Origin of the sequence: Streptomyces sp. NPDC019937 (assembly GCF_040631655.1) — a bacterium.
GTDB lineage: Bacteria > Actinomycetota > Actinomycetes > Streptomycetales > Streptomycetaceae > Streptomyces.
This window is the reverse complement of sequence record NZ_JBEYAL010000016.1, coordinates 145,147-171,877: the sequence shown is the minus strand read 5'-3', so window position 1 is coordinate 171,877 and position 26,731 is coordinate 145,147. Positions and strand designations below refer to the sequence as shown.

20 protein-coding genes are annotated in these 26,731 nt (G+C 71.1%); 7 read left to right on the top strand and 13 right to left on the bottom strand.

Going from position 1 to position 26,731, the window contains the following annotated elements; all coding sequences use genetic code 11:
* Window positions 1-32 precede the first annotated feature (32 nt).
* Together ABZ562_RS18535 and ABZ562_RS18530 are read right to left on the bottom strand one after the other, a co-directional pair.
* Complete coding sequence (locus ABZ562_RS18535) at window positions 33-1,814, bottom strand: ABC transporter ATP-binding protein (protein ID WP_361480306.1); 1,782 nt, start codon at window positions 1,812-1,814, stop codon at window positions 33-35.
* Entirely contained in the window at window positions 1,811-3,700 is a 1,890-nt protein-coding gene (locus ABZ562_RS18530; protein ID WP_361480303.1) for an ABC transporter ATP-binding protein, read from the bottom strand. The genes ABZ562_RS18535 and ABZ562_RS18530 overlap by 4 nt, the downstream gene beginning before the upstream one ends.
* 156 nt (window positions 3,701-3,856) lie before the next feature.
* On the opposite strand from ABZ562_RS18530, the gene ABZ562_RS18525 reads away from it, so the two are divergent.
* Window positions 3,857-4,594 (top strand): hypothetical protein, encoded by a 738-nt coding sequence (locus tag ABZ562_RS18525; RefSeq protein ID WP_361480300.1) that lies wholly within the window; start codon window positions 3,857-3,859, stop codon window positions 4,592-4,594.
* A 167-nt stretch (window positions 4,595-4,761) separates the two neighbouring features.
* Window positions 4,762-6,168, top strand: coding sequence for a cation:dicarboxylase symporter family transporter (locus ABZ562_RS18520; protein ID WP_361480297.1), 1,407 nt, complete (start codon window positions 4,762-4,764; stop codon window positions 6,166-6,168).
* A gap of 19 nt (window positions 6,169-6,187) precedes the next feature.
* On the opposite strand, the gene ABZ562_RS18515 is transcribed toward ABZ562_RS18520, so the two are convergent.
* Entirely contained in the window at window positions 6,188-6,625 is a 438-nt protein-coding gene (locus ABZ562_RS18515; protein WP_361480294.1) for a MarR family transcriptional regulator, read from the bottom strand.
* Between the two features lie 92 nt (window positions 6,626-6,717).
* Here ABZ562_RS18515 and ABZ562_RS18510 point away from each other — a divergent pair, with 92 nt between their 5' ends.
* A complete protein-coding gene (locus ABZ562_RS18510) occupies window positions 6,718-8,538 on the top strand; it encodes an ABC transporter ATP-binding protein (RefSeq protein ID WP_361480291.1) in 1,821 nt (606 codons plus the stop codon).
* 29 nt (window positions 8,539-8,567) lie between these two features.
* Here the strand turns inward: ABZ562_RS18510 and ABZ562_RS18505 are convergent, their stop codons facing one another.
* The 10 genes from ABZ562_RS18505 to ABZ562_RS18460 all read right to left on the bottom strand — a co-directional run bounded on the left by ABZ562_RS18505 (window position 8,568) and on the right by ABZ562_RS18460 (window position 19,286).
* Window positions 8,568-9,707: a CaiB/BaiF CoA-transferase family protein gene (locus ABZ562_RS18505; protein WP_361480288.1), complete on the bottom strand. Its 1,140-nt coding sequence runs from the start codon at window positions 9,705-9,707 to the stop codon at window positions 8,568-8,570.
* Between the two features lie 97 nt (window positions 9,708-9,804).
* Entirely contained in the window at window positions 9,805-10,773 is a 969-nt protein-coding gene (locus ABZ562_RS18500) for an acetylxylan esterase (RefSeq protein WP_361480285.1), read from the bottom strand.
* 111 nt (window positions 10,774-10,884) lie between these two features.
* Window positions 10,885-11,928, bottom strand: coding sequence for a LacI family DNA-binding transcriptional regulator (locus tag ABZ562_RS18495; RefSeq protein ID WP_361480282.1), 1,044 nt, complete (start codon window positions 11,926-11,928; stop codon window positions 10,885-10,887).
* A gap of 139 nt (window positions 11,929-12,067) precedes the next feature.
* Window positions 12,068-12,922: a hypothetical protein gene (locus ABZ562_RS18490; protein WP_361480279.1), complete on the bottom strand. Its 855-nt coding sequence runs from the start codon at window positions 12,920-12,922 to the stop codon at window positions 12,068-12,070.
* Window positions 12,923-13,077: 155 nt separating this feature from the next.
* Entirely contained in the window at window positions 13,078-13,860 is a 783-nt protein-coding gene (locus ABZ562_RS18485; RefSeq protein WP_361480276.1) for an amino acid ABC transporter ATP-binding protein, read from the bottom strand.
* Between the two features lie 6 nt (window positions 13,861-13,866).
* A complete protein-coding gene (locus tag ABZ562_RS18480) occupies window positions 13,867-14,646 on the bottom strand; it encodes an amino acid ABC transporter permease (protein ID WP_361480402.1) in 780 nt (259 codons plus the stop codon).
* Between the two features lie 9 nt (window positions 14,647-14,655).
* Window positions 14,656-15,450, bottom strand: coding sequence for an ABC transporter substrate-binding protein (locus ABZ562_RS18475; protein WP_361480273.1), 795 nt, complete (start codon window positions 15,448-15,450; stop codon window positions 14,656-14,658).
* Between the two features lie 337 nt (window positions 15,451-15,787).
* The gene (locus ABZ562_RS18470) at window positions 15,788-16,036 is read right to left on the bottom strand and encodes a hypothetical protein (protein WP_361480270.1); all 249 of its coding nucleotides are present in this window, start codon (window positions 16,034-16,036) and stop codon (window positions 15,788-15,790) included.
* Between the two features lie 94 nt (window positions 16,037-16,130).
* Window positions 16,131-18,053 (bottom strand): beta-L-arabinofuranosidase domain-containing protein, encoded by a 1,923-nt coding sequence (locus ABZ562_RS18465; RefSeq protein ID WP_361480267.1) that lies wholly within the window; start codon window positions 18,051-18,053, stop codon window positions 16,131-16,133.
* Between the two features lie 147 nt (window positions 18,054-18,200).
* Entirely contained in the window at window positions 18,201-19,286 is a 1,086-nt protein-coding gene (locus ABZ562_RS18460) for a MerR family transcriptional regulator (RefSeq protein ID WP_361480264.1), read from the bottom strand.
* A 256-nt stretch (window positions 19,287-19,542) separates the two neighbouring features.
* Between ABZ562_RS18460 and ABZ562_RS18455 the strand changes: the two genes are divergently transcribed.
* From ABZ562_RS18455 to ABZ562_RS18440, 4 genes are all read left to right on the top strand, one after another.
* On the top strand, window positions 19,543-20,574 hold the full coding sequence (locus ABZ562_RS18455; RefSeq protein ID WP_361480261.1) for a hypothetical protein: 1,032 nt from the start codon (window positions 19,543-19,545) through the stop codon (window positions 20,572-20,574).
* 139 nt (window positions 20,575-20,713) lie between these two features.
* Window positions 20,714-22,621, top strand: coding sequence for a family 43 glycosylhydrolase (locus ABZ562_RS18450; RefSeq protein WP_361480258.1), 1,908 nt, complete (start codon window positions 20,714-20,716; stop codon window positions 22,619-22,621).
* A complete protein-coding gene (locus tag ABZ562_RS18445; RefSeq protein WP_361480255.1) occupies window positions 22,621-24,051 on the top strand; it encodes an RICIN domain-containing protein in 1,431 nt (476 codons plus the stop codon). The genes ABZ562_RS18450 and ABZ562_RS18445 overlap by 1 nt, the downstream gene beginning before the upstream one ends.
* Window positions 24,052-24,173: 122 nt before the next feature.
* A complete protein-coding gene (locus ABZ562_RS18440; RefSeq protein WP_361480252.1) occupies window positions 24,174-26,723 on the top strand; it encodes a beta-L-arabinofuranosidase domain-containing protein in 2,550 nt (849 codons plus the stop codon).
* Window positions 26,724-26,731: the final 8 nt, after the last annotated feature.

The window sequence follows — 26,731 nt, the reverse complement described above, 5'->3', positions numbered from 1 at the left end:
CGGGACCGCCGGGGGGCCGTCGCCCCCGGGCGTCACTGGTGCCAGGAGCGCCACAGCGCCGCGTAGGCGCCGTCGGCCGCCACCAGCTCGTCGTGGCTGCCCAGCTCGCTGATCCGGCCCGCCTCGACCACCGCGATCACATCCGCGTCATGAGCGGTGTGCAGCCGGTGCGCGATGGCGACCACCGTCCGGCCCTTCAGCACGTGGCCCAGCGACCGTTCCAGATGGCGGGCCGCCCGCGGGTCCAGCAGCGAGGTGGCCTCGTCCAGCACCAGGGTGTGCGGATCGGCGAGCACCAGCCGGGCCAGCGCGATCTGCTGCGCCTGCGCCGGGGTCAGCGCCAGTCCGCCCGAGCCGACCTCGGTGTCCAGGCCCTCCTTCAGCGCCCGCGCCCAGCCGTCCGCGTCCACCGCGGCGAGCGCCGCCCACAGCTCGGCATCCCGCGCGGAGGTCCGGGCCAGCAGCAGATTGTCGCGCAGCGAGCCCACGAACACATGGTGCTCCTGGTTGACCAGGGCGACATGGGTGCGCACCTGCTCGGCGGGCATCCGCGCCAGCTCCGCGTCGCCCAGGGTCACCCGGCCGGTCCGCGGGCCGTAGATCCCCGCCAGCAGCCGGCCCAGCGTGGACTTGCCCGCGCCGGACGGGCCCACCAGCGCCAGCCGCGTCCCCGGCGGCACCGTCATGGACACCTCGTGCAGCACATCGCTGCCCTCCCGGTAGCCGAACCGCACATCGTCCGCCCGCACCTCACGGCCGATGGGCGTGACCCCGGCGTCGGCCGGGCCCTGCTCGATCTCCCGCACCCCCACCAGCCGGGCCAGCGACACCTGCGCGACCTGCAGCTCGTCGTACCAGCGCAGGATCAGCCCGATCGGCTCGACCAGCATCTGCGACAGCAGCGCCCCCGTCGTCAGCTCGCCGACCGACATCCAGCCCCGCATCACACAGAAGCCGCCGATCATCAGCACCGAGCCGGTGATCAGCGTGTAGCTCACGTTGATCACGGGGAAGAGCACCGAGCGCAGCCAGAGCGTGTAGCGCTCCCACGCCGTCCACTGTTTGATCCGCAGCTCGGACTGGGCGATCCGCCGCTCGCCCAGCCGGTGGGCCTCGATGGTCCGGCCGGCGTCCACGCTCTCGGTCAGGGACGCGGCCACCGCCGCGTACCCGGCCGCTTCCGAGCGATAGGCGCTCGGCGCCCGCTTGAAGTACCACCGGCAGCCGATCACCAGCACCGGCAGCGCCACCAGCACCGCGAGCCCCAGCGGCGGAGCCGTCACCGTCAGCGCGCCCAGCAGCAGGCCCGTCCAGACCACACCGATGGACAGCTGCGGCACGGCCTCGCGCATCGCGTTCGCCAGCCGGTCGATGTCGGTGGTGATCCGGGACAGCAGATCACCGGTCCCGGCCCGCTCCAGCACGCCCGGCGGCAGCCCCACCGACCGTACGAGGAAGTCCTCGCGCAGATCGGCCAGCATCTGCTCGCCCAGCACCGCACCGCGCAGCCGCACCATCCGCACGAACACGGTCTGCACCACGAGCGCCACCGCGAACAGCGCGACGGTGCGCCCGATATGGAGGTCGTCCTTGCCCTGCGACAGGTCCTCGACCACACCGCCCAGCAGCTGCGGGCCGACCATCGAGGCGATCACGGCCGTGGCGTTCACCGCCATCAGCCCGATGAAGGCCTTCCGATGCCGCCGCAGCAGTTCGCGCACATAGTCCCGCACCGTGGCGGCCCTGCCGACCGGCAGTGTCGTCGCCGACTCCGGCACGGCCGGGTCATGGACGGGTGGTGCCACGCCGATCATGCCGACTCCTCGATCTGTTCCTCGATCCGTTCCAGCTCCGCGAGGCCGTCGCGGCCGTCGCCCCGCTCCCGGTCGTCGTCCGGCTCCCGGGTGACCACCGCGCGATACGCGGGATCGGTGCTCAGCAGCTCGCGGTGGCTCCCCACCCCCGCCGCCACACCGTCGCGCACGAACACCACCCGGTCGGCCTGGTCGAGCAGCAGCGGGCTGGAGGTGAACACGACCGTGGTCCGGTCCGTCCGGAGCCGCTTCAGCCCCTCCCCGATACGTGCCTCGGTGTGCGAGTCCACGGCGGACGTGGGTTCGTCCAGCACCAGCACCTCCGGGTCGGTCACCAGCGAGCGGGCCAGCGCCAGCCGCTGCCGCTGGCCGCCCGACAGCGAGCGGCCGCGTTCGGTGATCCGGGCGCCCATCGGGTCCCCGTCGCCGGAGTCGGCCACCGAGGCCTGCTCCAGCGCCGCCAGCACATCACCGCACTGCGCCGCCTCCAGGGCCTCCCGCGCCGCGACCGCGCCCGACCGCGGCACATCCAGCAGTTCGGTGAGCGTGCCCGACAGCAGCACCGGGTCCTTGTCCTGGACGAGTACCGCGGCGCGCGCGGTGGCCAGCGGCACCTCGTCCAGCGCGACCCCGCCCAGCAGCGCCGAGGGCGCACCGCGACCGTCGCCGGACTCGGCACCGTCCCCGGACTGCGCACCGCCCTCAACGGGGTGGCCGCCGAGCCGGTCCGCCATCCGTCCCGCCGCGTCCGGATCGCCGCACACCACCGCGGTCAGCTGCCCGCTCGGGGCCAGCATCCCGGTGGCCGGGTCGTACAGATCACCGGTCGGCGGCTGTCCGCCGGACCCGGAACCGGGCCCCGCCGCCCGCGCGTCCTCGACCTCGGCCGACGGGCGCCGCAGCGCCAGCACCCGGGCCGCGCGCCGCGCCGAGGGGCGGGAGAAGGAGTACGCCATCGCGATCTCCTCGAAGTGCCGCAACGGAAACAGCAGAAACGTCACGGCGCTGTAGACGGTGACCAGCTCGCCCACCGTGATCCGCCCGCTCCCGGCCAGCACCGCCCCGTACCAGACCACCCCGATCAGCAGCATCCCCGGCAGCGCGACCTGCACCGCCGCGATCAGCGACCACATCCGGGCGCTGCGCACCGCCGCGGCCCGCACCTCCTGGGAGACCGTCCGGTAGCGGCTCAGGAACAGGTCCTCGCCGCCGATACCGCGCAGCACGCGCAGCCCGGCCACGGTGTCCGACGCCAGCTCGGTCGCGCGGCCCGCCTTCTCCCGCTGCTCATCGGCCCGGCGCGCGGCGCGCGGCAGCAGCGGCAGCACCGAGAGCGCCAGCGCGGGCACGCCGAGTGCCACCACCGCGCCGAGCGCGGGCTGGTAGATCACCAGCGCCACGCAGACCCCGACGGTCGTGAGGGCGGCCGCGGTGAAGCGGGACAGGGCCTCCACGAACCACCCGATCTTCTCGACGTCGCCGGTGGACACGGCGACGACCTCGCCCGCCGCCACCCGCCGGGTCAGCGCCGAACCCAGCTCGACCGTCTTGCGGGCCAGCAGCTGCTGGACCCGGGCCGCCGCCGTGATCCAGTTGGTGACCGCCGCCCGGTGCAGCATGGCGTCACCGAGCGCGGTGAGCACGGTGAGCCCCACCATCAGCGCCCCGGCCAGGGCGAGCCGTGAACCGGAGCGGTCGACGACCGCTTGCACGCCGTAGCCGATCGCCAGGGGGAAGGACACCAGGGCCGCCATGTGCAGCAGACCCCACAGGGCGGCCCTGATCTGCCCGCCCAGCTGGTTCCGGCCCAGCCAGACGAGGAACCGGGTACCTGACCGTACGTCGGGCAAGCCGGGGTCGGGATACGGAAGATCGCGAATGCGCATGGCGTTCCTGGGTGAGTTGCGGCGGCCGGAAAGGCAAAGAGACGTGAAAGGTTGGCTCTTCACGGCTGCGCATTTCAACTGGTTTTCCCGCCGAGGTCCGGAAACGCGCCAATCCCGCGCGCGCCGGGTCCGCGCCGGAGTGGGACGATGGGGCACATGCGAATTTCCGGCGTGATGTCCATGCGTACGGCGGTCGTGACCGCCGCTGCCCTTGCCCTGCTCACCGCCTGCGGCGGAGGCGGGGACAGCGGGGGCGACAAGGGCGGTGGCCAGGGAAAGCAGGCGATGCGCGGTAAGACCCAGGCGTCGGATCCCACCCGCATCCCGGAGGTGGGCAACGCCCTCCAGGCCAAAATCCCGGGAAATTCACGGCAGGTCGTCGCGGTCTACGGCAAGGGAGTGAACTCCGCCGACGCGACCGTGGTGCTGTACACCAAGGACGGCAAGGACTGGAAGCGCACCCGTAGTTGGGCCGGGCACAACGGCAAGCGCGGCTGGACGACGGGTCATCACGAGGGCGACAAGCGCAGTCCGGTCGGTGTCTACACGCTCAGTGACGCGGGCGGAGTGCTCCCGGACCCCGGCGCCCGCTTGCCGTACACCGAAACGGCCGCCTTCGCCGCTCCCCACTCCTGGCCCAAGTCGCACTGGACGGACTTCGACTACGTCATCGCCATCGACTACAACCGGGTCAAGGGCACCTCGCCCCTCGACCCGTCCCGGCCCGAGGGGCAGCGCAAGGGCGGGAGCATCTGGCTGCACATGGACCACGGCAGCGGTACGTCGGCCTGTGTGAGCCTGCCCAAGTCCGGTATGGAGTTTCTGCTGAGGAACCTCGACCCCAAGCGGCACCCGGTGGTGGTGATGGGGGACAAGGCGCACCTGGCGGCCTGAGCCCCGGCGAGGCACGGACGTAACACAACGACATCAGGGTTTTCGCGGCTGTTACACGGAACTCATCGGCGGAAACGTGCGCTCGGCACAGTGGCGCTGCGCGGAAATGGTTTTCCGCATCTCAGAAGTCTCTGGATGTCCCTGGACATCCCTGCCGAGGAGTTTCCGTGCCGCACCCCTCACCATCCGTCGTCCGGCGCGCAAGCCGAGTGCTGCGCACCTCGTTGTTCGCGCAGGTCGCCTGTGCGCTCGTCCTCGGAGTCGCGGTCGGGAAGCTGTGGCCGGACGTGGGCACGGCCGTTCAGCCGCTCGGCGACGGCTTCGTGCGCCTGATCAAGGCGGTCATCGCGCCGCTCGTCTTCTGCGTGGTCGTCGCGGGCATCGCGAAGGCCGGTGATCTGAAGGCGTTCGGGCGGATCGGGCTGAAGGCGCTGATCTGGTTCGAGGTGGCCACCACGGCGGCGCTGATCCTCGGTCTGCTCGCCGCTAATCTGGTCGGGCCCGGCACCGGCATGCACGTCGACCCCGCCTCCCTGAACGGCTCGGCCGTGGACGACCAGACCGGCGGCGGTCATCTGCCGTCGGCGTCCCAGTTCGCGCTGGACGCGCTGCCGGACAGCGCCGTCGGCGCCTTCGCCGAGAACTCCCTGCTCCAAGTCCTGGTGCTGGCCTGCCTGGTGGGTGCGGCCGTGCTGCACCTCGGCAAGACCAAGGTGCCCGCGATCCTCCCGGCCATCGACCAGGCGCAGCAGGTCGTCTTCGCCGTCGTCGGGTTCCTCATGAGGCTCGCGCCGCTCGCGGTCTTCGGCGCCATGGCCCATCTGGTCGGGCAGTACGGACTGGGCGCCCTGTCGACGTACGGCAAGCTGATCGCGCTGTGCTACGGCGTCGCGCTGCTCTTCCTCGCCCTGCTCGCCGTGGCCCTCAAGCTGGTCACCGGGCTGAGCCTTTGGAAGTTCGTCAGGTACACCCGCGAGGAGATGCTGCTCGCGCTCGGCACCGCTTCCAGTGAGAGCGTGCTGCCGCGCATGATGCAGAAGCTGCGCGCGGCCGGATGCCGCGAGGACGCGGTCGGGCTGGTGCTGCCCACCGGCTACTCCTTCAACCTGGACGGCGCGTCGATCTACCTGTCCATCGGCACGCTGTTCATCGCCCAGGCGGTCGGCGTCGATCTGAGCCTCGGCCAGCAGATCACCGTCGTCCTGGTGCTGATGCTCACCAGCAAGGGCATGGCGGGTGTGCCCGGCTCGGCCTTCCTCGCCCTGTCGGCGACGGCCTCGGCCCTCGGAGTCATCCCGGCCGCCGCAGTCGCGCTGCTGCTCGGGGTGGACCGGATCATGGACTCGATGCGGGTGGCCACCAATCTGCTCGGCAACTGCGTGGCGGTCTTCGCCGTCGCACGGTGGGAGGGCGCGCTGGACACCGAACAGGCCAAGCGGGTCCTCGCGGGTGACGAGGCCGGTGGCGAGCCCGACGGGAAGACCGATGACGAGGCCGGGGCGAAGGACGCCGTCCCGGCCCCGGACCCCGCCGTCCCGGCCGAGCCCGCCACCAGCCCGGCCCCCCGGGGCTGACCACTCCCGCCCCTCCGCGTCAGCAGCGGCTGCCGGGGGGGCCGGAGAGGGTGTCGAGCAGGCCGCCCAGGGCGTCACGCTCCTGATCGTTCAGCGGGGCCAGGACGTCCTCGGCGGCCGCCCGGCGCGCGTCGCGCAGGGCGCGCAGCGTCGACTGGCCGGCCTCGGTCAGCTCGATCCGCACCACCCGGCGGTTGGAGGGATCCGGCGCGCGGCGCACCGAGCCGTGCGCCTCCAGTGCGTCCACCAGTGAGGTCACCGCGCGCGGAACCACCTCCAGGCGCTCCGCGAGGTCCGCCATCCGCGGCGGCCCGTCGTGGTGTGCCACCGTGCGCAGCAGCCGGGCCTGGGCCGGGGTGATGCCCAGCGGTTCCATATGGCGCTTCTGGGCACGCTGCAGTCGGCGGGTCAGGCGCAGCAGTTGCTCCGCGAGGCCGGATGTCTCGGAGATGGGCATGATCGCAGTCTATCGGACCTTGTTCATTGTGAGTATAGGTAACAGTGAGCTATCCTCGGAAAGTCCGTGGCGTCTGCCATCAGAAGGAGCCCATGCACCACGACATACCGCCATCGACCCCCTCCAGCCCCGAACCGGAGCGGCCCGCGCAAGTGCGGCGCATCCTCCGGCTCTTCCGCCCCTACCGCGGCCGGCTCGCCCTGGTCGGCCTGCTGGTCGGCGCCTCCGCGCTGGTCTCGGTCGCCTCGCCGTTCCTGCTCCGTGAGATCCTCGACGACGCCATCCCCGGGCGGCGCACCGGTCTGCTGACCCTGCTCGCCCTCGGCATGATCGCCGCCGCCGTCGTCAACAGCGTCTTCGGCGTCCTGCAGACCCTCATCTCCACCACCGTCGGCCAGCGCGTCATGCACGACCTGCGCGCCGCCGTCTACGACCGGCTGCAGCGCATGCCGCTCGCCTTCTTCACCCGCACCCGCACCGGCGAGGTGCAGTCCCGGATCGCCAATGACATCGGCGGCATGCAGGCCACCGTCACCTCCACCGCCACCTCGCTGGTCTCCAACCTCACCAGCGTCGTGGCCACGGTCGTCGCCATGCTCGCCCTCGACTGGCGGCTGACCGTCGTCTCGCTGCTCCTGCTGCCGCTGTTCGTCTGGATCAGCCGCCGGGTCGGCAACGAGCGCAAAAAGATCACCTCGAAGCGCCAGAAGCAGATGGCGGCCATGTCCGCGATGGTCACCGAGTCCCTGTCGGTGAGCGGCATCCTGCTCGGCCGCACCATGGGCCGCTCCGACTCGCTGACCCAGGAGTTCACCCGGGAGTCCGAGCGCCTGGTCGGCCTGGAGGTGCGGGCCAGCATGGCCGGCCGCTGGCGGATGTCCACCATCGGCGTCGTGATGGCCGCCATGCCCGCCGTCATCTACTGGGCTGCCGGAATCGCCCTCCAGGCAGGGGGCCCGGCCGTCTCCATCGGCACCCTGGTCGCCTTCGTCTCGCTGCAGCAGGGGCTGTTCCGGCCCACCGTCAGCCTGCTGTCCACCGGGGTGGACATGCAGACCTCCCTCGCGCTCTTCGCCCGCATCTTCGAGTATCTCGACCTGCCGATCGACATCACCGAGCCCGCCCGGCCGGTGCGGCTGGAGACGGTGCGCGGTGAGGTCCGTTTCGACGGCGTCGACTTCGACTACGACGCCCAGGACCCGGCCTCGCCGCGAGGTACCCTGCGCGCCATCGACCTGACCGTCCCGGCGGGCGGCAGTCTGGCCGTCGTCGGCTCGACCGGCTCCGGCAAGACGACCCTCAGCTATCTGGTGCCCCGGCTGTACGACGTGACCGGCGGCCGGGTGCTGATCGACGGGGTCGACGTGCGGGACCTCGACTTCGACAGTCTCGCCCGCGCGGTCGGCGTCGTTTCCCAGGAGACGTATCTCTTCCACGCCTCGATCGCCGACAACCTGCGGTTCGCCAAGCCCGACGCGACCCACGCGGAGATCGTCGCGGCGGCCGAGGCCGCCCAGATCCACGACCACATCGCCGCCCTCCCCGACGGCTACGACACCCTGGTGGGGGAGCGGGGGTACCGCTTCTCCGGCGGTGAGAAGCAGCGGCTGGCCATAGCGCGGACGATCCTGCGCGACCCGCCCGTCCTCATCCTCGACGAGGCCACCAGCGCCCTGGACACCCGCACCGAGCAGGCCGTGCAGAAGGCCATCGACGGCCTCGCGGTCGGCCGCACCACCATCACCATCGCCCATCGGCTCTCCACCGTGCGCGACGCCGACCGGATCGTCGTCCTCGACGGTGGCCGCATCGCCGAGCAGGGCACCCATGAGGAACTGCTCGCCCAGGAAGGGCGCTACGCCGCCCTGGTACGGCGCGACGCCCAGCTGTCACCCGTCGCCCCCGCCGTATAGCCCCGGGCGCGTGAGCCCGCACCGGGGCGTCAGGAGAACTCGGCCCGCACCGCCTCCGTGTGCTCGCCCAGCGCGGGCACCGGCCGCAGCGCCGCCTGACGCCCCGCCACCTCGACCGGCGGCAGCAGACCGCGCAGCGGCCCGACGGGCGAGCCGAACTCACCCCAGCGCTCCCGGGCGGCCAGCTGCGGATGATCGGCCAGCCCCGCGACATCCCGCAGCCGGGCGTTGGCGATGCCCGCCGCGTCCAGCAGGGCCACCAGACCGTCGGCGGTATGGCCCGCGAAGGACCGCTCCAGCTCGGCCGTCAGCTCCTCGTCGTGCGTGCGGCGCAGCGGATTGTCGGCGAAGCGGGCGTCGCGGACCAGCTCCGGGCGGCCCACGACGCGTTCGCACAGGGCGATCCACTCGCGGTCGTTCTGCACGCTCAGAAACACCTGGGCGCCGTCCCCGCAGGCGTAGGCCCCGTACGGGGAGATCGACGGATGGCGGGCCCCGCTGCGCACCACCCCGCTCCCGCCGTAGGCCTGCGCGAAGTACGGATGCCCCATCCACTCGCCCAGCGCGTCGAGGAGGCTGACGCTCAGGTCCGTCCCCGCGCCGGTGCGCTCCCGCTCGTACAGCGCGGTCAGGATGCCGGTGTACGCGTACATCCCGCCCGCGATATCGGCGATCGAGATGCCGGGGCGGGCGGGCTCCTCGGGGCTGCCGGTGATCGACAGCAACCCCGCCTCGCACTGGACGAGCAGGTCGTACGCCTTCTTGTCCCGGTACGGCCCGCGGTCGCCGTATCCGGTGATCGCGCAGTTGATCAGGCGCGGATGCCCGGCCCGCAGCGTGTCCGCCGAGAGCCCGAGCCGGTCCACCGCCCCGGGCGCGAGGTTGTGCACGAACACGTCGGCGCGGGCCAGGAGGGTGTCGAGCAGGGCCCGGTCCGCGTCGTCCTTCACATCGAGGACGACGCTCTCCTTGCCGCGGTTGATCCAGACGAAGTACGCCGACATGCCCTTGACCTCACGGTCGTACTCCCGGGCGAAGTCGCCCCGCCCCGGCCGCTCCACCTTGATGACCCGCGCGCCGAGGTCGGCGAGCTGGCGGGTGGCGAACGGGGCGGCGACGGCCTGTTCGAGGGCGACGACGGTGATGCCGTCGAGGGGCTGTGCGGGCATGGGCGACTCCTTCGGTCCGGATAGCCCCTGTCTTCCCCCCGGCGAGCGGCCGCCGAACGCCGCTCACCGCGCCGGGTTCAGCCGGACGGCTTCCGGTTCAGCCGAGCAGCTTCCGCAGGTAGGCGATCTGCTCGGCCTGCTGGTGGGTGCCCCCGCCCTCATGACCGTTGAAGGACCACACCCTCAGGTCCTTCTCGCCCGCGTAGTGGTGGTACGCGGCGAAGCCGCACGAGGTCGGCGTGATCTCGTCGCGCAGGGCGGTCGAGAAGAGCGCGGGCGCGGTGGCCCGGGCCGCGAAGTTGAGACCGTCGAAGTGGTCGAGGGTGGCGAAGACCCGCTCGGTGAGATCGCGCTGACCGGCGCAGAAGCGGGCCAGTTCGCCGTACGGATCGGCGTCGGTGATCTCGACGGCCCGCCGGATGTGCGTCATGAACGGCACGTCCACCAGCGCCGCGGTCAGGTCCGGCACCAGTCCGGCCGCCGCCAGGGCCATGCCACCGCCCTGGCTGCCGCCGCTCACGACGATCCGCCCCGGGTCGACCAGCGGATGCGTGCGGGCGGCCTCCACCGCGCGCACGGCGTCGGTGTACAGCCGCCGGTAGTAGTAGTCGTCCGGGGAGAGGATGCCCTGGGTCATCTTGCCCGGCGCCTCGGGGCCCGTGCCGCCGGCCGGATCGGGGGTGGCGCCGGGGGAGTGCTGGGCCCAGCCCTGCCCCCGGGTGTCCATGACGAAGACCGCGTAGCCCACCGATGGCCACAGCAGCCAGTTGTGCGGCAGACCCCGGCCGCCGTTGTAGCCGATGTACTGCACCACGCACGGCAGCGGGCCCGCGGCCTCGCGCGGGGCCAGCAGCCAGCCGCGTATCCGGTGCCCGCCGAAACCGGAGAACTCGACGTCGTAGGTGTGCAGCCGGGCCAGGCCCGCGTCGGTCCCGGTGAAGACCGCGTCCAGCTCCGTGGCGCGGGACTCGGCGAGGGTGCGCTTCCAGAACGCGTCGAAGCCATCCGGCTCGGGCAGCGGGGGCCGGTACGTGCGCAGCTGGTCCAGGGGCATATCGACGAACACGGGGCGAAGACCTCCGGAGAATCGGTACGGCGATGGCCGGGGACAACGGGGGAGGAGCGGGCTCGGACGTCAAGGATCGTTCGGACATCCGATCAGCGTTCGACTTCTCGGTCAAGAGGGAATACGCGCCGGGGGAGCGGTACTGGAACGGACGATCAGCCGGGTGGACAGCTCGGTCCGCATCCCCTCCGGGACCTCACCCGCCCTCAGCCGCAGCAGGGTGCGCAGCGCCGTCGCCGCCATCTCCGACAGCGGCTGACGGACCGTGGTGAGCGCCGGTGTCGTCCAGCGGGCCTGCGGCAGGTCGTCGAAGCCCACCACGCTGACGTCCTCCGGCACCCGCAACCCCCGCTCCCGCAGCGCCCGGTACGCGCCGAGCGCCATCGGGTCGGAGCACACGAACACCGCCGTCGGAGGTTCGGGCAGCTCCAGCAGCTCCATCATCCGCTGGTACGCGCCGGCCTCCCGGAAGTCGCCGTAGCGCACGTACGCGAGCGGCACCCGCAGCCCGGCCGCGGCCATCGCCGAGCGGAACCCGGCCACCCGCGCACCGCTGCACACCTTCCGCCGGTACCCGCCGATCACCGCGATCCGCCGGTGCCCCAGCGCGAGCAGATGCTCGGTCGCGCTCACCCCGCCCTGCCAGTCGGCGGCGCCCACGGACGGCACGCCCGGCGGCGGCACCGGCCCGGGGTCGATCAGCACGAACGGAACCCGGTGCTCATCGAGCCAGGCGTACTGGGCGGGCGTCAGCTCGGCGAGATGGAACAGCACCCCGGAGCTGCCCCGGTCGCACAGCTTGTCCAGCCAGCCCCGCTCGGGCCGCCCGTCGCGGGTGCGCGGCAGCCCCGCCGACACCACCACCTCCAGCCCCGCGTCGTGCGCAGCCGCCTCCACCCCGTGCAGCACCGCTCCCGACCACGCGCCGTCCAGCGAATGCACCACCAGATCGACCAGGGCGGGCGGCCGGGGCGCCTCCAGGCGCGGTTTGCGGACGTACCCCAGACGGTCCAGGGCCTCGCTGACCCGGCGACGCGTGTCGGGCGCCACATCCTCGCGGCCGTTGACCACCTTCGAAGCGGTCGGCACCGAAACCCCTGCCTCGCGGGCGACGACCGCCAGCGTCGGACCCGTCGACCCCGGGGAACGCGCCATCGAGATACCCCTTCCCGAACCCGCCCAAGCGCGACACCGACCGGGCAGAAACCGGTTACTACAGTAAGGCCGCCTCAACTACGACGGGAAGACCCGGGAATTGAGGCGGCGCACCCGCCGACCCTTCAGCCGGTCACGGTCACAGGCCGTAGCGGTTCTTCAGATGGCGCCAGAAGTCCCGGTACATCCACTTGTCGAATTCGGTGATGTGGTCGGCGGTTCCCGCCTGCATGAGGAAACCACCCACCCCGGTCGGGGTCCAGTCGTAGAAGTCGTCCAGGCCGTAGGTGTGCCCGATCTCGTGCAGCAGGATGTGGATGTTGTCCTGGTTCAGCGCGCCCAGCATGTACTCACTGCCGATGCGCTGCCCCCAGTCACCGCCCGCGCCGCCGCCGAAGCCCTTGGTCAGCCACAGCGACTGGTCGTAGTGGCGCGCCGCGCCACCGGGGCACTTGGCGTAGTTGCCGTCCTGGTGGAAGAAGCGGCCGCAGTCCGGGGAGCACTGCGGGGCGCCGCCGCCGTCCAGACCGGTGTAGATGTCGACCGAGTTGTCGTTCCATTGCAGCGTGGAGCGGTTCTTGACCGCCCAGCCGACGACCTTGACCGGAACCTCCTTGTACGGGAACTTCTCGAATCCCGCGACCGAGTCGATCCACCTCTTCGACTGACGCCCCAGCGCCGCATGGATCTGGTCGCGCATCTGCGCCGTGACCGGCTGGTCGGAATCCCAGCGGACGCAGTAGTTCAGGCTGCCCTTGTTGGCCATCACCTGATCCCAGCCGTAGTTCTTGAAGCCGTACAGGTCGGGATAGGTGGATTCGACGTGCCTCCAGACCTCGTTCAGCGGCTGGACGAGATTGCTCGGCGGATTCCAGGTGTCCGACGCGCCCGTCCCGGCGGCGTCGGCGGGTGCGGTGAATCCGATGAGGGACAGCGCCCCGGCCGCCGCGGCGGTCAGGAGCGCGCGTAATCCGCGGAATCTTCGTACGGGCATGGCGGCTCTCTTCCGTGTGGGGAAACGGGAGCGGGCGGCGCACCCCCCGGGGAGTGGCCGTACGGGGACGCCGCCCGCACCCTCCAGTGGGCTCCGCGCCCCGGAAGGTTGCCGCCCCCTGCCGAATGCGCGCCGTCTGACAAACCGCCGTGCGCTCAGCGGCCGCTGCGGGCGTCCCGCGAGCCGTCGTCCGGGACCACCCGGGCCGCGGCCGGGTCCAGCACCCGGGTGAGGAACGCCCGGGTCCGCGGATGCCGTGGCGCGACCACCACCTGCTCCGGACCCCCCTCCTCCACGATCACCCCGTCGTCCATGAACACCACCCGGTCGGCGACCTCCCGCGCGAAGCTCATCTCATGCGTGACGACCAGCATCGTCATCCCCTCGTCGGCCAGCGCCCGCATCACGGCGAGCACATCCCCCACCAGCTCGGGGTCGAGGGCCGAGGTCGGCTCGTCGAACAGCATCAGTTCCGGATCCATCGCCAGCGCCCGCGCGATCGCCACCCGCTGCTGCTGCCCGCCCGACAGCTGCGCCGGATAGGCCGTCTCCTTGCCGGTCAGGCCCACCCGGCGCAGCGTGTCCCGGCCGATTCGCACCGCCTCGGCCTTGTCGCGGCGCAGCACCCGCCGCTGCGCGACGGTAAGGTTCTCCAGCGCGGTCAGATGGGGGAAGAGGTTGAACGCCTGGAAGACCATGCCGATCCGCCGCCGCACCCGGTCGATGTCCACGTCCGGGTCGGTGACCTCGGCCCCGCCCACGGTCACCGAGCCCGCCGTCGGCTCCTCCAGCAGGTTCACACAGCGCAACAGGGTCGACTTGCCGGAGCCGGACGGCCCGATGACGCAGACCACCTCGCCCCGCTCCACGTCGAGGTCGATGCCCTTCAGCACCTCCAGCCCGCCGAAGGACTTGCGCAGCCCCCGGATCCGGATCACGGGTCCTCACCTCGCCTTCGCGGTACGGGCCTCCAGCCACCGGACCAGCTGGCCCAGCGGAACGGTGATGAGCAGGTAGCACAGCCCGGCGACCAGGATCGGGGTGAGACTGCGGTGCTGATTGAGCGCGTCCCGGCCGAACTTGGACAGCTCGTACTGATCCAGGGAGAGCCCGAGCAGATAGACCAGGGAGGAGTCCTTGGTCAGCAGGATCAGTTCGTTGGTCAGCGGCGGCAGCACGATCCGGAACGCCTGCGGAATGATGATCGAGACCATGGCCCGGCCGTGGGACATGCCGAGCGAACGCGCCGCCTCCATCTGCCCCTTGGGTACGGCCCGGATACCCGCGCGGATCGTCTCCGCCATGTACGCGGCCCCGACCAGACCGAGCGCCAGCATGACGGTGACATAGCGGTCCAGCGCCACCTGGAAGGCGAGCGGCACCCCGAAGCCGAGCGCGATGAACACCAGCAGCGCCGGGACGCCGCGGAAGAACTCGATGTACGCCACCGACAGCCACCGGTACGGCGGCACCCGCGACAGCCGCATCAGCGCGAGCACCAGTCCGGCCACGAGCCCGAAACCGAAGCCGAGCAGGGTGTAGAGGACGGTGTTGACCAGGGCGGTGGTGATGATGTCGGGGAACAGGGACCGGGCGACGCCCGCGTCGAAGAACGCGCGGCGCAGTTCGCCCCAGTCCGCGGCCAGGACGACGGTGAGGGTTACGGCGGCGAGCACCGCGTACTGCACCGCCCGTATCGCCCGCGTCCGCTGCCGACGGGTCATGGTCACAGCTCACTTCCTGGGCGCGGTGCCGAACCACTTCCGGTAGATCGCGTCGTAGCGGCCGTCCCCCCTCGCGGCCTCGAGCACCTGGTTGATCTTCTTGCGCAGGGCGTCGTTGCCGGTGCGTACGGCGATGCCGTACTTCTCGCCGGTGCTGAACTCGGCCGTCACCTCGGTGTCAGGGTTGTCCTTGACGAAGTCGTACAGCACCCCGTTGTCGTTGATGCCCGCCGCGACCTGCCCGGTCTTGACCGCGGAGACCAGCAGCCCGAGGTCCTCGAACTGGACCAGGGTGGCGCCCACGGCCCGCTTCTGGGCGTAGGCCTCCCCGGTGGTGCCCTGCTGGACCGCCAGCCGCTTGCCCTTGAGGTCGCCGAGCTTCCGGTAGGGCTCGCCCTTCCGGGTGAGCAGCGCCTGGGTGGCGTCGAAGTAGGGGCGGGAGAAGTCCAGGTTCTTCTCGCGGACGGCGTTGATCGTCATCCCGGCCGCGGCAACATCGCAGGTGCGGGTGTTCAGGTCCTCACCGGACTGGATGCCCTCGAAGGGCGTGTCCACGATCTCCTGCTTCACCTTCAGCTCGGAGGCGACGAGATCGACGAGATCCACGTCGAAGCCGACGATCTTCTTGCCCTGCCGGGACTGGAAGGGCGGATAGGGAAGATGGGTGCAGGTGGTCAGCTTGCCGGACGTCACCAGGCTGATGCCCGGGCCGCCGGAGTCCGACGATTGTGTGCTGGTACAGCCGATGAGCAGGGCGGCAGCGGCGGCAATGGCTATGACGGGCGGCGCGGAGCGAGCGGACACGGCACCTCCGGGACATGGTCGGCGAACGACCCCATGGGACACGTGATCAGGACGTCGGCCCGCATCCTGCCACTCTCCGTGCCGTCATGACCCCGCCGTGTGCGTTGCGAGCGCATAACGGCGGGGGAGCCCGCCCCGGTCGGGAAGCGAGTGCCGCGTCAGTCAAGGTGTGCCCGGTGGCGAGGCGTCCTGGTGCGGTCGGATGCAAGGCGCCGGATCGGCCTCGCGGGGGCACCTCCCGGACGGAGTTTGGGGGCGGGCCTACTCGGTCGATTCGGCAACGCCGCAGATGGCCGTGGCAGGGCGGCGAGCGGGGTGAACCTTGGCTGACGCGGCACTACCGTCGGCGCCGGCGGCGCCTGCGGCGCTTGCTGAAGAACCAGCCGGCCGGCGGCTCGTCCGCCCGCCAGGGCTGGGGCTCGGGAGCCCCGCGCCGCCGCCAGCGCGCGGTCAGCATGCGCGTGCGCGCGGCGGGCTCGGTGACCTCGGCGCCGCGGACGAAGTCCTCGTCGAGAACGACGTCGTCCCAGTCGTCCCGGTCCCGGTCGTCCGCCTCGTCCCCCCGGTCTGTGGAGCCGGTGCTCAAGGGGCACCTCCCGTCCGCCGGTGTGCCGCTCGGGCACGAAAGCGTGTTCCTGGAGCGAGGAACGTGCGGGACGCCCGCCGAGTTCCGGTGGGTGCTACGCGGGGATCCAGACGCGCATCGCCCCGGGCTCCCGGTTCGCCCAGGCGTAATAGGGGATCGCGGTGACGCGCACCGGGTCGTCCACTCCACCGCTGCCGCCCCCGGCGTCCGGGTACGGCCACCAGTCGCCGGGCGGGGCCGCCCGGCGCAGCGCCCGGGCCATGATCACGGTCACTCCGCCCAGCAGTCGCGGCCGGTGCTCGGGGACCAGCTCGGTGTCCGTGTCGAGCGTGATGCCGTCCAGCCGCAGCCCGGCGGGCTGATCCGGCTGCTCCAGGCAGTACACCAGCGGTCCGTGCTCGATCGCGGCGCAGCCGCGCACCGCGTCCATCCGCGGGTCGGGGCGGGTCAGCCGGGGCGTCAGCGGCAGCGTCAGGACCACGGTCTCGCCCGGCCGCCAGCGGCGCCGCAGCCGCAGCCAGCCCCGCTCCGCGCGCTCCGTCACCGTCTCGCCGCCGATCGTCGCCTCGTACCGGTCGGCCCAGTGCGGGATGCGCAGCGACAGCGTCCAGTCGGCTTGCGTGGGAGCCTCGTCCACGACCACCGCGATCCGGCCTTCCCACGGGTAGCCGGTGCCCACCCGCACCGTTCCGCCGCCCGCCGTGTACACCCCCGACGCGTACTGGTGCAGCTGCAGGCCCCCGGCGTCGCCGCTCGCCATGTAGTGCGGCAGCGAGGCCAGCAGCCGCATCACGTTGGGCGGGCAGCAGGCGCAGCGGAACCATGGTGTCCGCCGCGCCTCCTGGTCGCTGTGCGACTCCGTACGGCCGTCCCGGACCTGGAGCGGATTGACATACAGCCAGCGCTCGCCGTCCAGGGACACGCCGGAGGCGAAGCCGTTGAACAGGGTCCGCTCGATCAGATCGCTGTAGCGGGCGTCCCCCGTGAGCAGCGCCATCCGCCAGCTGAACTGGATCGAGGCGATGGCGGCGCAGGTCTCCGCGTACGCCCGGTCCGGCGGGAGTTCGTACCGGTCGCCGAAGGACTCCAGGTCGTGCCGCGAGCCCACCCCGCCCGTCAGATGGGTCTTGGTGGCGGCCATGTCCTCCCACAGCCGCACCAGTGCCTCCCGCAGTTCCCGGTCGCCGGTCTCGGCCGCCAGGTCGGCGGCCCCGGCCAGCAGATACAGCTGGCGGACCGCGTGTCCGGCGACCGCCGTCGCGTCGCGCACCGGGATGTGGTCCTGCCAGTAGGGCGCCCCGGGGCGCGGCCCCGTCGCCCCGCCGTCGCCCAGGGTTCCCGCACCGCGCCGGTCCACGAAATACCCGGCCAGATCGAGATAGCGCCGCTCGCCGGTCTCCCGGTACAGCTCGACCAGCGCCGTCTCGATCTCCGGATGCCCGCACACCGCGTCCACGGCCTTGCCCGGGCCGAAGACCGCGTCGATGTGATCGGCGCACCGCACGGCCACATCGAGCAGCCCGTCCTGGCCGGTGGCCCGCCGGTGCGCGACGGCGGCCTGGAGAAGATGGCCCGCGCAGTACAGCTCGTGCCCCCAGTGCAGCTCGGCCCACCGCCGGGTGCCCGGTCGGGCCTGGTAGTACGTCTGCAGATAGCCGTCCGTGCCCTGAGCGTCCGACACCAGGGCCGCCAGCCGCGCCACCTGCCCGGCCAGTTCGCCGGCGGCCGGCCCGCCGGGCTCGTCGGCGAGCTGCCAGGACGCGGCCTCCAGCCACTTGTGCACATCGGAGTCCTGGAACGGGAAGTCCCCCGTGAATCCTTCCTCCGCCGTCCCCGCGGCGGCCCGCAGATTGGCCAGGTTGCCCGCCTCCTCCAGTCTCGCCGGCCCCTGCGGAACACTGACCTCGGCGTTGATCCGCCGCTTCGCGGCCCAGAACCCTCCGGTGATCCGGGCCGTGGCGGGCGGCCGGAGAGCGGTGTGCGCGTCGTGCGTGAGCCGGATCGGTCCTGTGGACATCTGCCTACCCCTTACCCCGTACGTTCCGTGGCGGCCATGCCTTCCACGACGTGGCGAGCCGCACGCGCCCTGTGGCCCATTCCACTGCACTTCGGCGCCGGAGTCAGGAGGGGAGACACGGGTTCCGTGCGAGGAGGCGACGGAACGTCAGGCGGCGGACGACTCCGCCCCGTCCACCACATGCGCCACACCGCACGTGACGTTGTCGGGGCCGCCCGCGCGGTTGGCGAGGGCGATGAGTTCGAGCGCGGCCTCTCCCGGATCGGCCACCGAGCCCAGCACACGCCGGATCTCCTCCGCGGCCACCACCCCGCTGAGCCCGTCCGAGCACAGCAGATACCGGTCGCCCGCCAGGGCGTCCCGCAGCGCCAGATCGGGCTCGAACGCCGACCCGCCGCCCACGGCGCGCAGCAGCAGCGCCCGCTGGGGGTGGGAGGCGGCCTCCGCCATGGTGATGCGCCCCTCGTCGATCAGTGACTGCACCACGGTGTGGTCGTGGGTGATCTGGAACAGCTCGCCGTCGCGCAGCAGATACGCCCGCGAATCGCCGATGTGCACCAGGCCCAGCCGGGACCCCGACCACACCATCGCGGTCAGCGTCGTCCCGACGTCGCGCAGCGCGGGGTCGGACGCGGCCAGCTCGCACACCGAGGTGTGCGCCCGCAGCGCCGCGTCCTCCAGAGCGCTCAGCAGTTCGGCCCCCGGAACCTCGGCCTCCAGCGGCTTGAGCGCCTCGATCGCCGCCTCGCTCGCATGCTGGCCGCCGCCGAAGCCGTCGGCGACGGCGAGCAGACGCGGACCGGCGTACCCGGCGTCCTCGTTGCTCGTCCGGACCGCGCCCCGGTCGGAGAGCACGGCGTAGCGGATTCCCAGGGAGCTGGGAGAACAAGACATGGTGACGTCCTTTCCGGACAACTGCTCGACGAGGAAGGCGGCCAGGTCACGCCGGGCCGCCGTATCGGCCTCGACCTGCGCCCAGTACGCGCGGACCTCCCGCGCCGCCGCACCCGGATCCAGCTCGCACACGGTACGGATCCGGGCCAGCGGCATCCCGAGCCGACGCAGCCAGGCCACCAGCCGGGCCCGCTCCAGCTGCGCCGGGTCGTAGAGGCGGTAGCCGGAGTGCGGGTCGACACGGGCGGGCGGCAGCAGCCCGAGTTCGTCGTACAGGCGCAGCGCCTTGGGGGACAGCCTCGATGCCTTCGCGAACGCGCCGATCGTCAGCAGTCCCATGCCCGCCCTCCTCGCGCCGGGCACCTCGCCCGGCCACCACGATGCTGGAGCTTCCCCCTCGGAGAAGGTCAACCAAGGCCAATCAAGACCAATGAAGACCATCTATGGGTCACGTTCAAAAGCACATACCTCCCTCATTTATATTTATCAGTCATATACTTTCATTCGGTCTTCTTCAGGTATTCGTTGTGCTTAGCGCGGGAAATGACGGGGCATCCGCACAGACTCGTGGCAGCCACGAGGCGAGGGAGGACCCATGTCCGTTTCCACCACACCCGGAACCGTGTGGGGCACCTGGATCAATCTGCAAGGCGGCATCCACTCCGAGCCCGCGCCGGTGGCCCAGGCCGACGACCGGATCCAAGTCTTCATCAGGGGCGGTTCGAACGTCCTCTGGAGCAGACTCGAGACCCGCGACGGGGGGTGGGGTCCCTGGCAGCAGTACCCGGGCGTGTCCGTCGACGGCATCCCCGCCCCGATCCGCGGGAAGGACGGAAAGGTGCGGGTCTTCTACCGCACCCCGGGCAACAACCTGGAGGTCATCACCCAGACCTCCATCAACTCCGGCTACGGCACGCCCCAGATCCTGGCCACCGGCATCGGGGACGATCCGGCCGCGGCGCTCGGTGCCGACGGCCGCATCTACGTGTTCTTCCCCGGCGCCGACAACGCCCTGTGGTTCCTGCGCAACCAGGACCTGCAGTACGAGACGTACACCACCGCGACCTCGCTGGGCGGCGCCATCTTCGCCACACCGTCGCCCATCCTCGACGGGGGAGGGCGGATCGTGGTGGCGGTCAAGGGCAGCGGCGAAACCCTTTACACCAACCAGCAGACAGCCGAGAATTCCGCCACCTGGGAGGGGTTCTCGCTCAACGCCTCCAACGTGACCAGCCGCCCCTCGGTGTGCCTGGACGCGGCCGGCCGGGTGCAGATCTTCTACCGGAGTTCGGACGGCTCCGTCCGGCGCGTCGGACAGACCGACGACTACGACGCGTTCAACGCGCCCGTGAGCCTGGGCGCGCAGATCGTGTGGCGGCCCACCTGCGGCCTGGGCCAGGACGGCCGGATCAACGTGTTCATCAAGGCCACCGACAACGCCCTGTGGGTCGCCGTCCAGACCACGGAGAACGGCACCACCTACACCGGCTTCCAGTCCCTCGGCGGGGTCATCGGCTCCGCCGGCATCAGCGTCCCCATCGCCAACGAGGAGAACCTGCTCTACGTGTTCCTGCAGGGCAACGGGACCGCCAGAGACCTCTGGCTGCAGCGCCAGACGTTCGTCTGAACGGTGCCCTTCGGGGGCTCCACGGTTTTCGAAACTTTCGCACCTGCCTCAGGGGCTGTCGAAAGTCATCAGAACCCTTAATCTCCGAACAAATTCGATCAACGAGCGGGTTGATCAACGGAGAGCCAGGAGCCCCCACATGCCCACAGCCAGAGAGCGACGATCGAGCCGCAGCGATGGACAGCCCAGCCGGCGACTGGTCCTGATGGGAGCCCTGGCCCTGGGAGCGGCCGCGGGAACCCCCGGCCTCGCCGAGGCCGCCGCCCCCGCCGCGCGGGAGACGGCCGCCAGGGCCGCCCGGTACGCCAATCCGCTGGTCCGCAACCGCGCCGACCCGCACATCTTCAAGCACAGCGATGGCTATTACTACTTCACCGCCACCGCCCCGGAGTACGACCGCATCATCCTGCGCCGCTCCAGAACCCTGGCGGGCCTGGCCACCGCGGCGGAGTCGGTGATCTGGAAGAAGCACGCCGGCGGTGACATGGGCGCCCACATCTGGGCCCCGGAAATCCACTTCATCGACGGCAAGTGGTACGTCTACTTCGCGTCCGCGCCCGCAGACGACGTCTGGAAGATCCGGATGTGGGTGCTGGAGAACGCGAGCGCCAACCCGTTCGCCGGGACCTGGACCGAGAAGGGGCGCATCGCCACCCCCATCGACTCCTTCTCCCTGGACGCCTCCACCTTCGTCCACCGGGGCACCCGCTACCTGATCTGGGCCCAGAGCAACCCGGACGTCGGCAACAACTCCAGCATCTACATCGCCAAGATGGCCAACCCCTGGACCATCACCGGGCCACAGGTGGAGATCTCCCGCCCGACCTACGACTGGGAGACCCGCGGCTACAAGGTCAACGAGGGCCCGTCCGTCCTCCAGAAGAACGGCCGGCTCTTCCTCACCTACTCTGCCAGCGCCACCGACGCGAACTACTGCATGGGGCTGCTCACCGCCTCCGCGGACAGCGACCCGCTGGCCGCCGCCTCCTGGAAGAAGAGCCCGCAGCCGGTCTTCACCAGCAACGACACCACCAAGCAGTACGGGCCGGGCCACAACTCCTTCACCGTCGCCGAGGACGGCCGCACCGATGTCCTCGTCTACCACGCCCGCCAGTACAAGGACATCACCGGAGACCCGCTCAACGACCCCAACCGGCACACCCGGGTCCAGACTCTCGGCTGGAAGGCCGACGGCACCCCGGACTTCGGCATCCCCGTGGCCGACGGCCCCGCCCCGGAGATCAAGGCCGCCACGCGCTACACCATGACGGCCTTCACCAACAGCAGCGAATCCAACCTGTACGTGTACGACTCGCCGGACGCGCTCACCTACACGCTGCTCAAGGGGCCGGCGTACACCCCGCCCGCGGAGCTGATCCGCGACCCCAGCATCATCAAGCACAGCGACGGCTACTACTACATCGTCTACACCACCAACTGGACCGGGAACACGATCGGTTTCGCGCGCAGCCGCGACCGCGTCAACTGGACCTTCGTGCGCAACCACACGCTGCCGCTGGCCGGTCTCGAGCGCACCTGGGCGCCCGAGTTCTTCGTCGACGCGGGCGGCAGCGTCAACATCATCGTGTCGCTGGACACCACCGACACCCCCGATTACATCTTCCGGCCGCATCTGCTCACCGCCACAAACGCCTCGTTGTCGTCCTGGACCACCCCGAAGCCGCTCACCGGCCTGGACAAGGCGAACTACATCGACACCTTCGTGGTCCGCCACGGTGGTCAGTACCACGCCTTCACCAAGCAGGAGACGACGAAGTACATCGAGCACGCCACCGCCACCAGCCTCGGCGGTCCCTACACCCTGCGCGGCACCGGCGACTGGGCGGGCTGGGGCAGCTGGCGCGAGGGACCGGCGCTGGTCCCGCTGGACAATGGTGGGTGGCGGATCTTCTTCGACGGCTACGCCGAGAAGAAGTACTACTACAGCGACAGCCTCGACGGTTTCCGCACCTGGACCCCCATCCGGGAGCTGCCCCGGCTCTCCGGCTTCGCCCGCCACTTCACCGTCCTCAAGGAGAGCGTGTGATGCGCGGACGCCTGTGGGCCCTCGTCGTGACCACCCTCCTCGGGCTGCTGGCCCCGCTGGCGGGTGCCGGCCCGGCGCAGGCGGCCCCCGCCACCATCGTCAACGCCACGCAGTTCACCACCCCATCGGGCGAGGCGGTGCATGCACACGGCGGCGGAGTCATCAAAGTCGGCGCCTACTACTACTGGTTCGGTGAGAACCGCAACGCGGACAACACCTTCCGCTACGTGTCCGCCTACCGCTCCACGGACCTGAAGAGCTGGGAGTTCCGCCGCCACGTCCTCACCCAGGCCACGGATCCCGAGCTGGCCACCGCCAACATCGAGCGGCCCAAGGTCCTCTACAACGAGCGGACCCAGCGGTTCGTGATGTGGATGCACAAGGAGAACGGCAGCGACTACAGCGAGGCGCGCGCGGCCGTCGCCACCTCCGCCACCGTCGACGGCGACTACACCTGGCGGGGCAGCTTCCGCCCGCTGGACCAGCACATGTCGCGCGACATCACGCTGTTCGAGGACAGCGACGGCACCGGCTACATGATCTCGGCCGCCCGGGAGAACTACGACCTGCAGATCTACCGGCTGACCGACGACTACACCGGTGTGGCGAGCCTGGTCGCCAACCCCTGGCCCGGCGGCCACCGCGAGGCCCCGGCGCTCTTCAAGCGCGGCAACGTGTACTTCATGCTGACCTCCGGCGCCACCGGCTGGAACCCCAACCAGCAGCAGTACGCCACCGCCACCAGCCTGGCCGGCCCCTGGAGCGCGATGCGCGACGTGGGCGACGCCACCGCCTACGGCTCGCAGACCGCCTACGTCCTGCCGGTGCAGGGCACCCGGACCACCTCGTACCTGTACCTGGGCGACCGCTGGGGCAACTCCTTCGGCGGCAAGGTCAACGACTCGCGCTACGTCTGGCTGCCGCTGGCCTTCCCCACCGCGACCACCATGACCATGGACTGGTACCCGCAGCTGACCATCGACGCCGCCGAGGGCACGGTGACCGGCTCCGGTGGCCCGTACGCCACGTTGAAGGCCCGGCACAGCGGCAAGTGCGCCGATGTCGTCTCCGCCGCGCAGACCGATGGCGCCGCGGTCGTGCAGTACACCTGCAACGGCGGCGGCAACCAGTTGTTCTGGTCCAGAAGCGCGGGCGGCGGATACGTCCAGCTGGTCGCCCGGCACAGCTCCCAGTGCCTGACCGTGGCCGGCGGCTCCACCGCCGACGGCGCGGCCGTCGTCCAGTCGGCCTGCGGCACGGGCGCGAACCAGCAGTGGCAGGCCACGGACACCGGCGGCGGATACGTCCGGCTCACCGCCCGTTCCAGCGGCAAGTGCCTGGACGTGGCCGACGGGTCCACGGCGGACAAGGCCGCCCTCATCCAGTGGAGTTGCACGGGCGGCACCAACCAGCAGTGGCAGCGCGGCTGACCGCCCGCACTCCTTCCGGCCCTTCCCGTTCGGAGCTGTTGACATCCCCGGACGTGCCGGTAGCTTCACGTGCGCACGATGTCGGACATTGTTCGTAATTTCGAACCTCCGTGAGGGAAGTCATGAACGAACCAGTCGACAGACGGCACTTCATCGCCACCGCCGCCTCGGGTGCCGCCGCCGTGATGCTCACCGCCGCCGCGGGCGGCACCGCGGCGGCGGCCACGCCCGGCGCCGCCCCGCCCGCGGCCCCGCGGGGGGCCCGGGCGCTGACCAGCGTCCGGCCCTTCCCGCTCACCGCCGTGACCCTGCTGTCCGGCGCCTTCAAGGACAACCAGTCCCGCAACACCGCCTATCTGCGCTTCGTCGACATCGACCGGCTGCTGCACACCTTCCGGCTCAACGTCGGCATCGCCAGCAGCGCCCGGCCCTGCGGCGGCTGGGAGAGCCCCACCACCGAACTGCGCGGCCACAGCACCGGCCACCTGCTGTCCGGCCTCGCCCTGACCTACGCCAACACCGGCGACGCCGCACTGCTCGACAAGAGCCGCAAGCTGGTCGCCGCGCTCGCCGCCTGCCAGGCCAAATCCCCGGCCGCCGGCTACGCAACGGGCTATCTGTCGGCGTTCCCGGAGAACTTCTTCGACCGGCTGGAGGCCGGCAGCGGCGTCTGGGCCCCGTACTACACCATCCACAAGATCATGGCCGGACTCGTGGACCAGTACCGGCTCGCGGGCAGCGACCAGGCCCTGGAGACCGTGCTGCGCCAGGCCGCCTGGGTCGACACGCGCACCGGGAGGCTCGGCTACGACCAGATGCAGCGCGTCCTGGAGACCGAGTACGGCGGCATGAACGACGTGCTGGCCGATCTGCACGCGATCACCGGCGACAGCCGGTGGCTGAAGGTCGCCGAGCGCTTCACCCACGCCCGCGTCTTCGACCCGCTCGCCCGGAACGAGGACCGGCTCGCCGGGCTCCACGCCAACACCCAGATCCCCAAGATGGTCGGCGCCCTGCGGCTGTGGGAAGAGGGACTGGACAGCCGCTACCGCACCATCGGCGAGAACTTCTGGAAGATCGTCACCGATCACCACACGTACGTCATCGGCGGCAACAGCAACGGCGAGGCCTTCCACGAACCGGACGCCATCGCCGCCCAGCTCAGCGGCAGCTGCTGCGAGAACTGCAACAGCTACAACATGCTCAAGCTCACCCGGCTGATCCACTTCCACGCGCCCGAGCGCACCGACCTGCTCGACTACTACGAGCGCACCCTGTTCAACCAGATGCTCGGCGAACAGGACCCCGACTCGGCCCACGGCTTCAACATCTACTACACGGGCCTCGCCCCCGGCTCCTTCAAACAGCAGCCGTCCTTCATGGGCCCCGACCCGAACCAGTACTCCACCGACTACGACAACTTCTCCTGCGACCACGGCAGTGGCATGGAGACCCACGCCAAGTTCGCCGACACCATCTACACCCGCGGCGACCGCAGCCTCCTGGTGAACCTCTTCATCCCCTCCGAGGTGCGGTGGCAGGAGAAGGGCATCACCTGGCGCCAGATCACCGGCTTCCCCGACCAGCGGACCACCACCCTCACCGTGGCCTCCGGCGCCGCCTCCCTGGAACTGCGGGTGCGGATCCCCTCCTGGGCGTCCGGGGCACGCGCCACGCTCAACGGCGCCACCCTCCCCGACCAGCCGAAACCCGGCAGCTGGCTGATCATCGACCGGCAGTGGACGGCCGGCGACCGGGTCGAGGTGACCCTGCCGATGAAGCTGCGGCTCGACCCCACCCCCGACGACCCCGACATCCAGGCCGTGCTGTACGGGCCCGTCGTGCTGGCCGGGGCGTACGGCGATCGCACCGGCATGGCCATGCCGCGCCTCGAGCAGGACTCCGTGGTCCAGCAGGCCACCAGCCCGATGCGCTTCACCGCCACCGCGGACGGGCAGAGCGTCACCCTGCTGCCCGTGGCCCGCGTCCACCACCAGCACTACAACGTGTACTGGCTGAGCGGCCGGCCGCCCACCCCGCCGCCCGCCTTCGCCGCCTGGTACCGCTTCGACGAGACCTCCGGCACCACGGCCGCCGACGCCACCGGCCGCGGCAAGACCGCCCGGCTCACCGGCGGCGCCACCTGGACCACCGGCAGGTCCGGCAGCGCCGTCACGCTGAACGGCACCGACGGATACGTGACCCTGGCCGACGACCTCCTCGCGGGCGCCACCGCGTACACGCTGGCCACCTGGGTCCGGCTGGACGGCACCCCCGCCCAGTGGACCCGGATCTTCGACATCGGCACCGGCGTCACCGCCAACATGTTCCTCACCCCGGTCGCCGACTCCGGCAAGCTGCGCTTCGCCATCACCGCGGGCGGAGGCGGCGCGGAGCAGCGCATCGAGGCCGCGCCGCTGCCCACCGGCCAGTGGACCCATGTCGCCGTCGCGTACGGCAGCGGCACCGCCGTGCTCTACGTCGGCGGGCGCGAGGCCGGGCGCAACACCCGCGTCACCGTCGAACCCGCCGACTTCGGCAACCACATCCGCGCCGCCTACCTCGGCAAGTCGCAGTACCCCGACCCGTACCTCAGGGCCGCGTTCGACGACTTCCGCGTGTACGGCCGGACACTCAGCGCGAATGAGGTCGCCACGCTGGCCGAAAGCTGACAAGCTCG

Excerpts from the sequence above, each read along its gene's own strand:
- ABZ562_RS18535 (WP_361480306.1), bottom strand. The coding sequence starts at position 1,814 with ATGATCGGCGTGGCACCACCCGTCCATGACCCGGCCGTGCCGGAGTCG.
- ABZ562_RS18530 (WP_361480303.1), bottom strand. The coding sequence starts at position 3,700 with ATGCGCATTCGCGATCTTCCGTATCCCGACCCCGGCTTGCCCGACGTA.
- ABZ562_RS18525 (WP_361480300.1), top strand. The coding sequence starts at position 3,857 with ATGCGAATTTCCGGCGTGATGTCCATGCGTACGGCGGTCGTGACCGCC.
- ABZ562_RS18515 (WP_361480294.1), bottom strand. The coding sequence starts at position 6,625 with ATGCCCATCTCCGAGACATCCGGCCTCGCGGAGCAACTGCTGCGCCTG.
- ABZ562_RS18510 (WP_361480291.1), top strand. The coding sequence starts at position 6,718 with ATGCACCACGACATACCGCCATCGACCCCCTCCAGCCCCGAACCGGAG.
- ABZ562_RS18505 (WP_361480288.1), bottom strand. The coding sequence starts at position 9,707 with ATGCCCGCACAGCCCCTCGACGGCATCACCGTCGTCGCCCTCGAACAG.
- ABZ562_RS18495 (WP_361480282.1), bottom strand. The coding sequence starts at position 11,928 with ATGGCGCGTTCCCCGGGGTCGACGGGTCCGACGCTGGCGGTCGTCGCC.
- ABZ562_RS18490 (WP_361480279.1), bottom strand. The coding sequence starts at position 12,922 with ATGCCCGTACGAAGATTCCGCGGATTACGCGCGCTCCTGACCGCCGCG.
- ABZ562_RS18480 (WP_361480402.1), bottom strand. The coding sequence starts at position 14,646 with ATGACCCGTCGGCAGCGGACGCGGGCGATACGGGCGGTGCAGTACGCG.
- ABZ562_RS18465 (WP_361480267.1), bottom strand. The coding sequence starts at position 18,053 with ATGTCCACAGGACCGATCCGGCTCACGCACGACGCGCACACCGCTCTC.
- ABZ562_RS18460 (WP_361480264.1), bottom strand. The coding sequence starts at position 19,286 with ATGGGACTGCTGACGATCGGCGCGTTCGCGAAGGCATCGAGGCTGTCC.
- ABZ562_RS18455 (WP_361480261.1), top strand. The coding sequence starts at position 19,543 with ATGTCCGTTTCCACCACACCCGGAACCGTGTGGGGCACCTGGATCAAT.
- ABZ562_RS18450 (WP_361480258.1), top strand. The coding sequence starts at position 20,714 with ATGCCCACAGCCAGAGAGCGACGATCGAGCCGCAGCGATGGACAGCCC.
- ABZ562_RS18445 (WP_361480255.1), top strand. The coding sequence starts at position 22,621 with ATGCGCGGACGCCTGTGGGCCCTCGTCGTGACCACCCTCCTCGGGCTG.
- ABZ562_RS18440 (WP_361480252.1), top strand. The coding sequence starts at position 24,174 with ATGAACGAACCAGTCGACAGACGGCACTTCATCGCCACCGCCGCCTCG.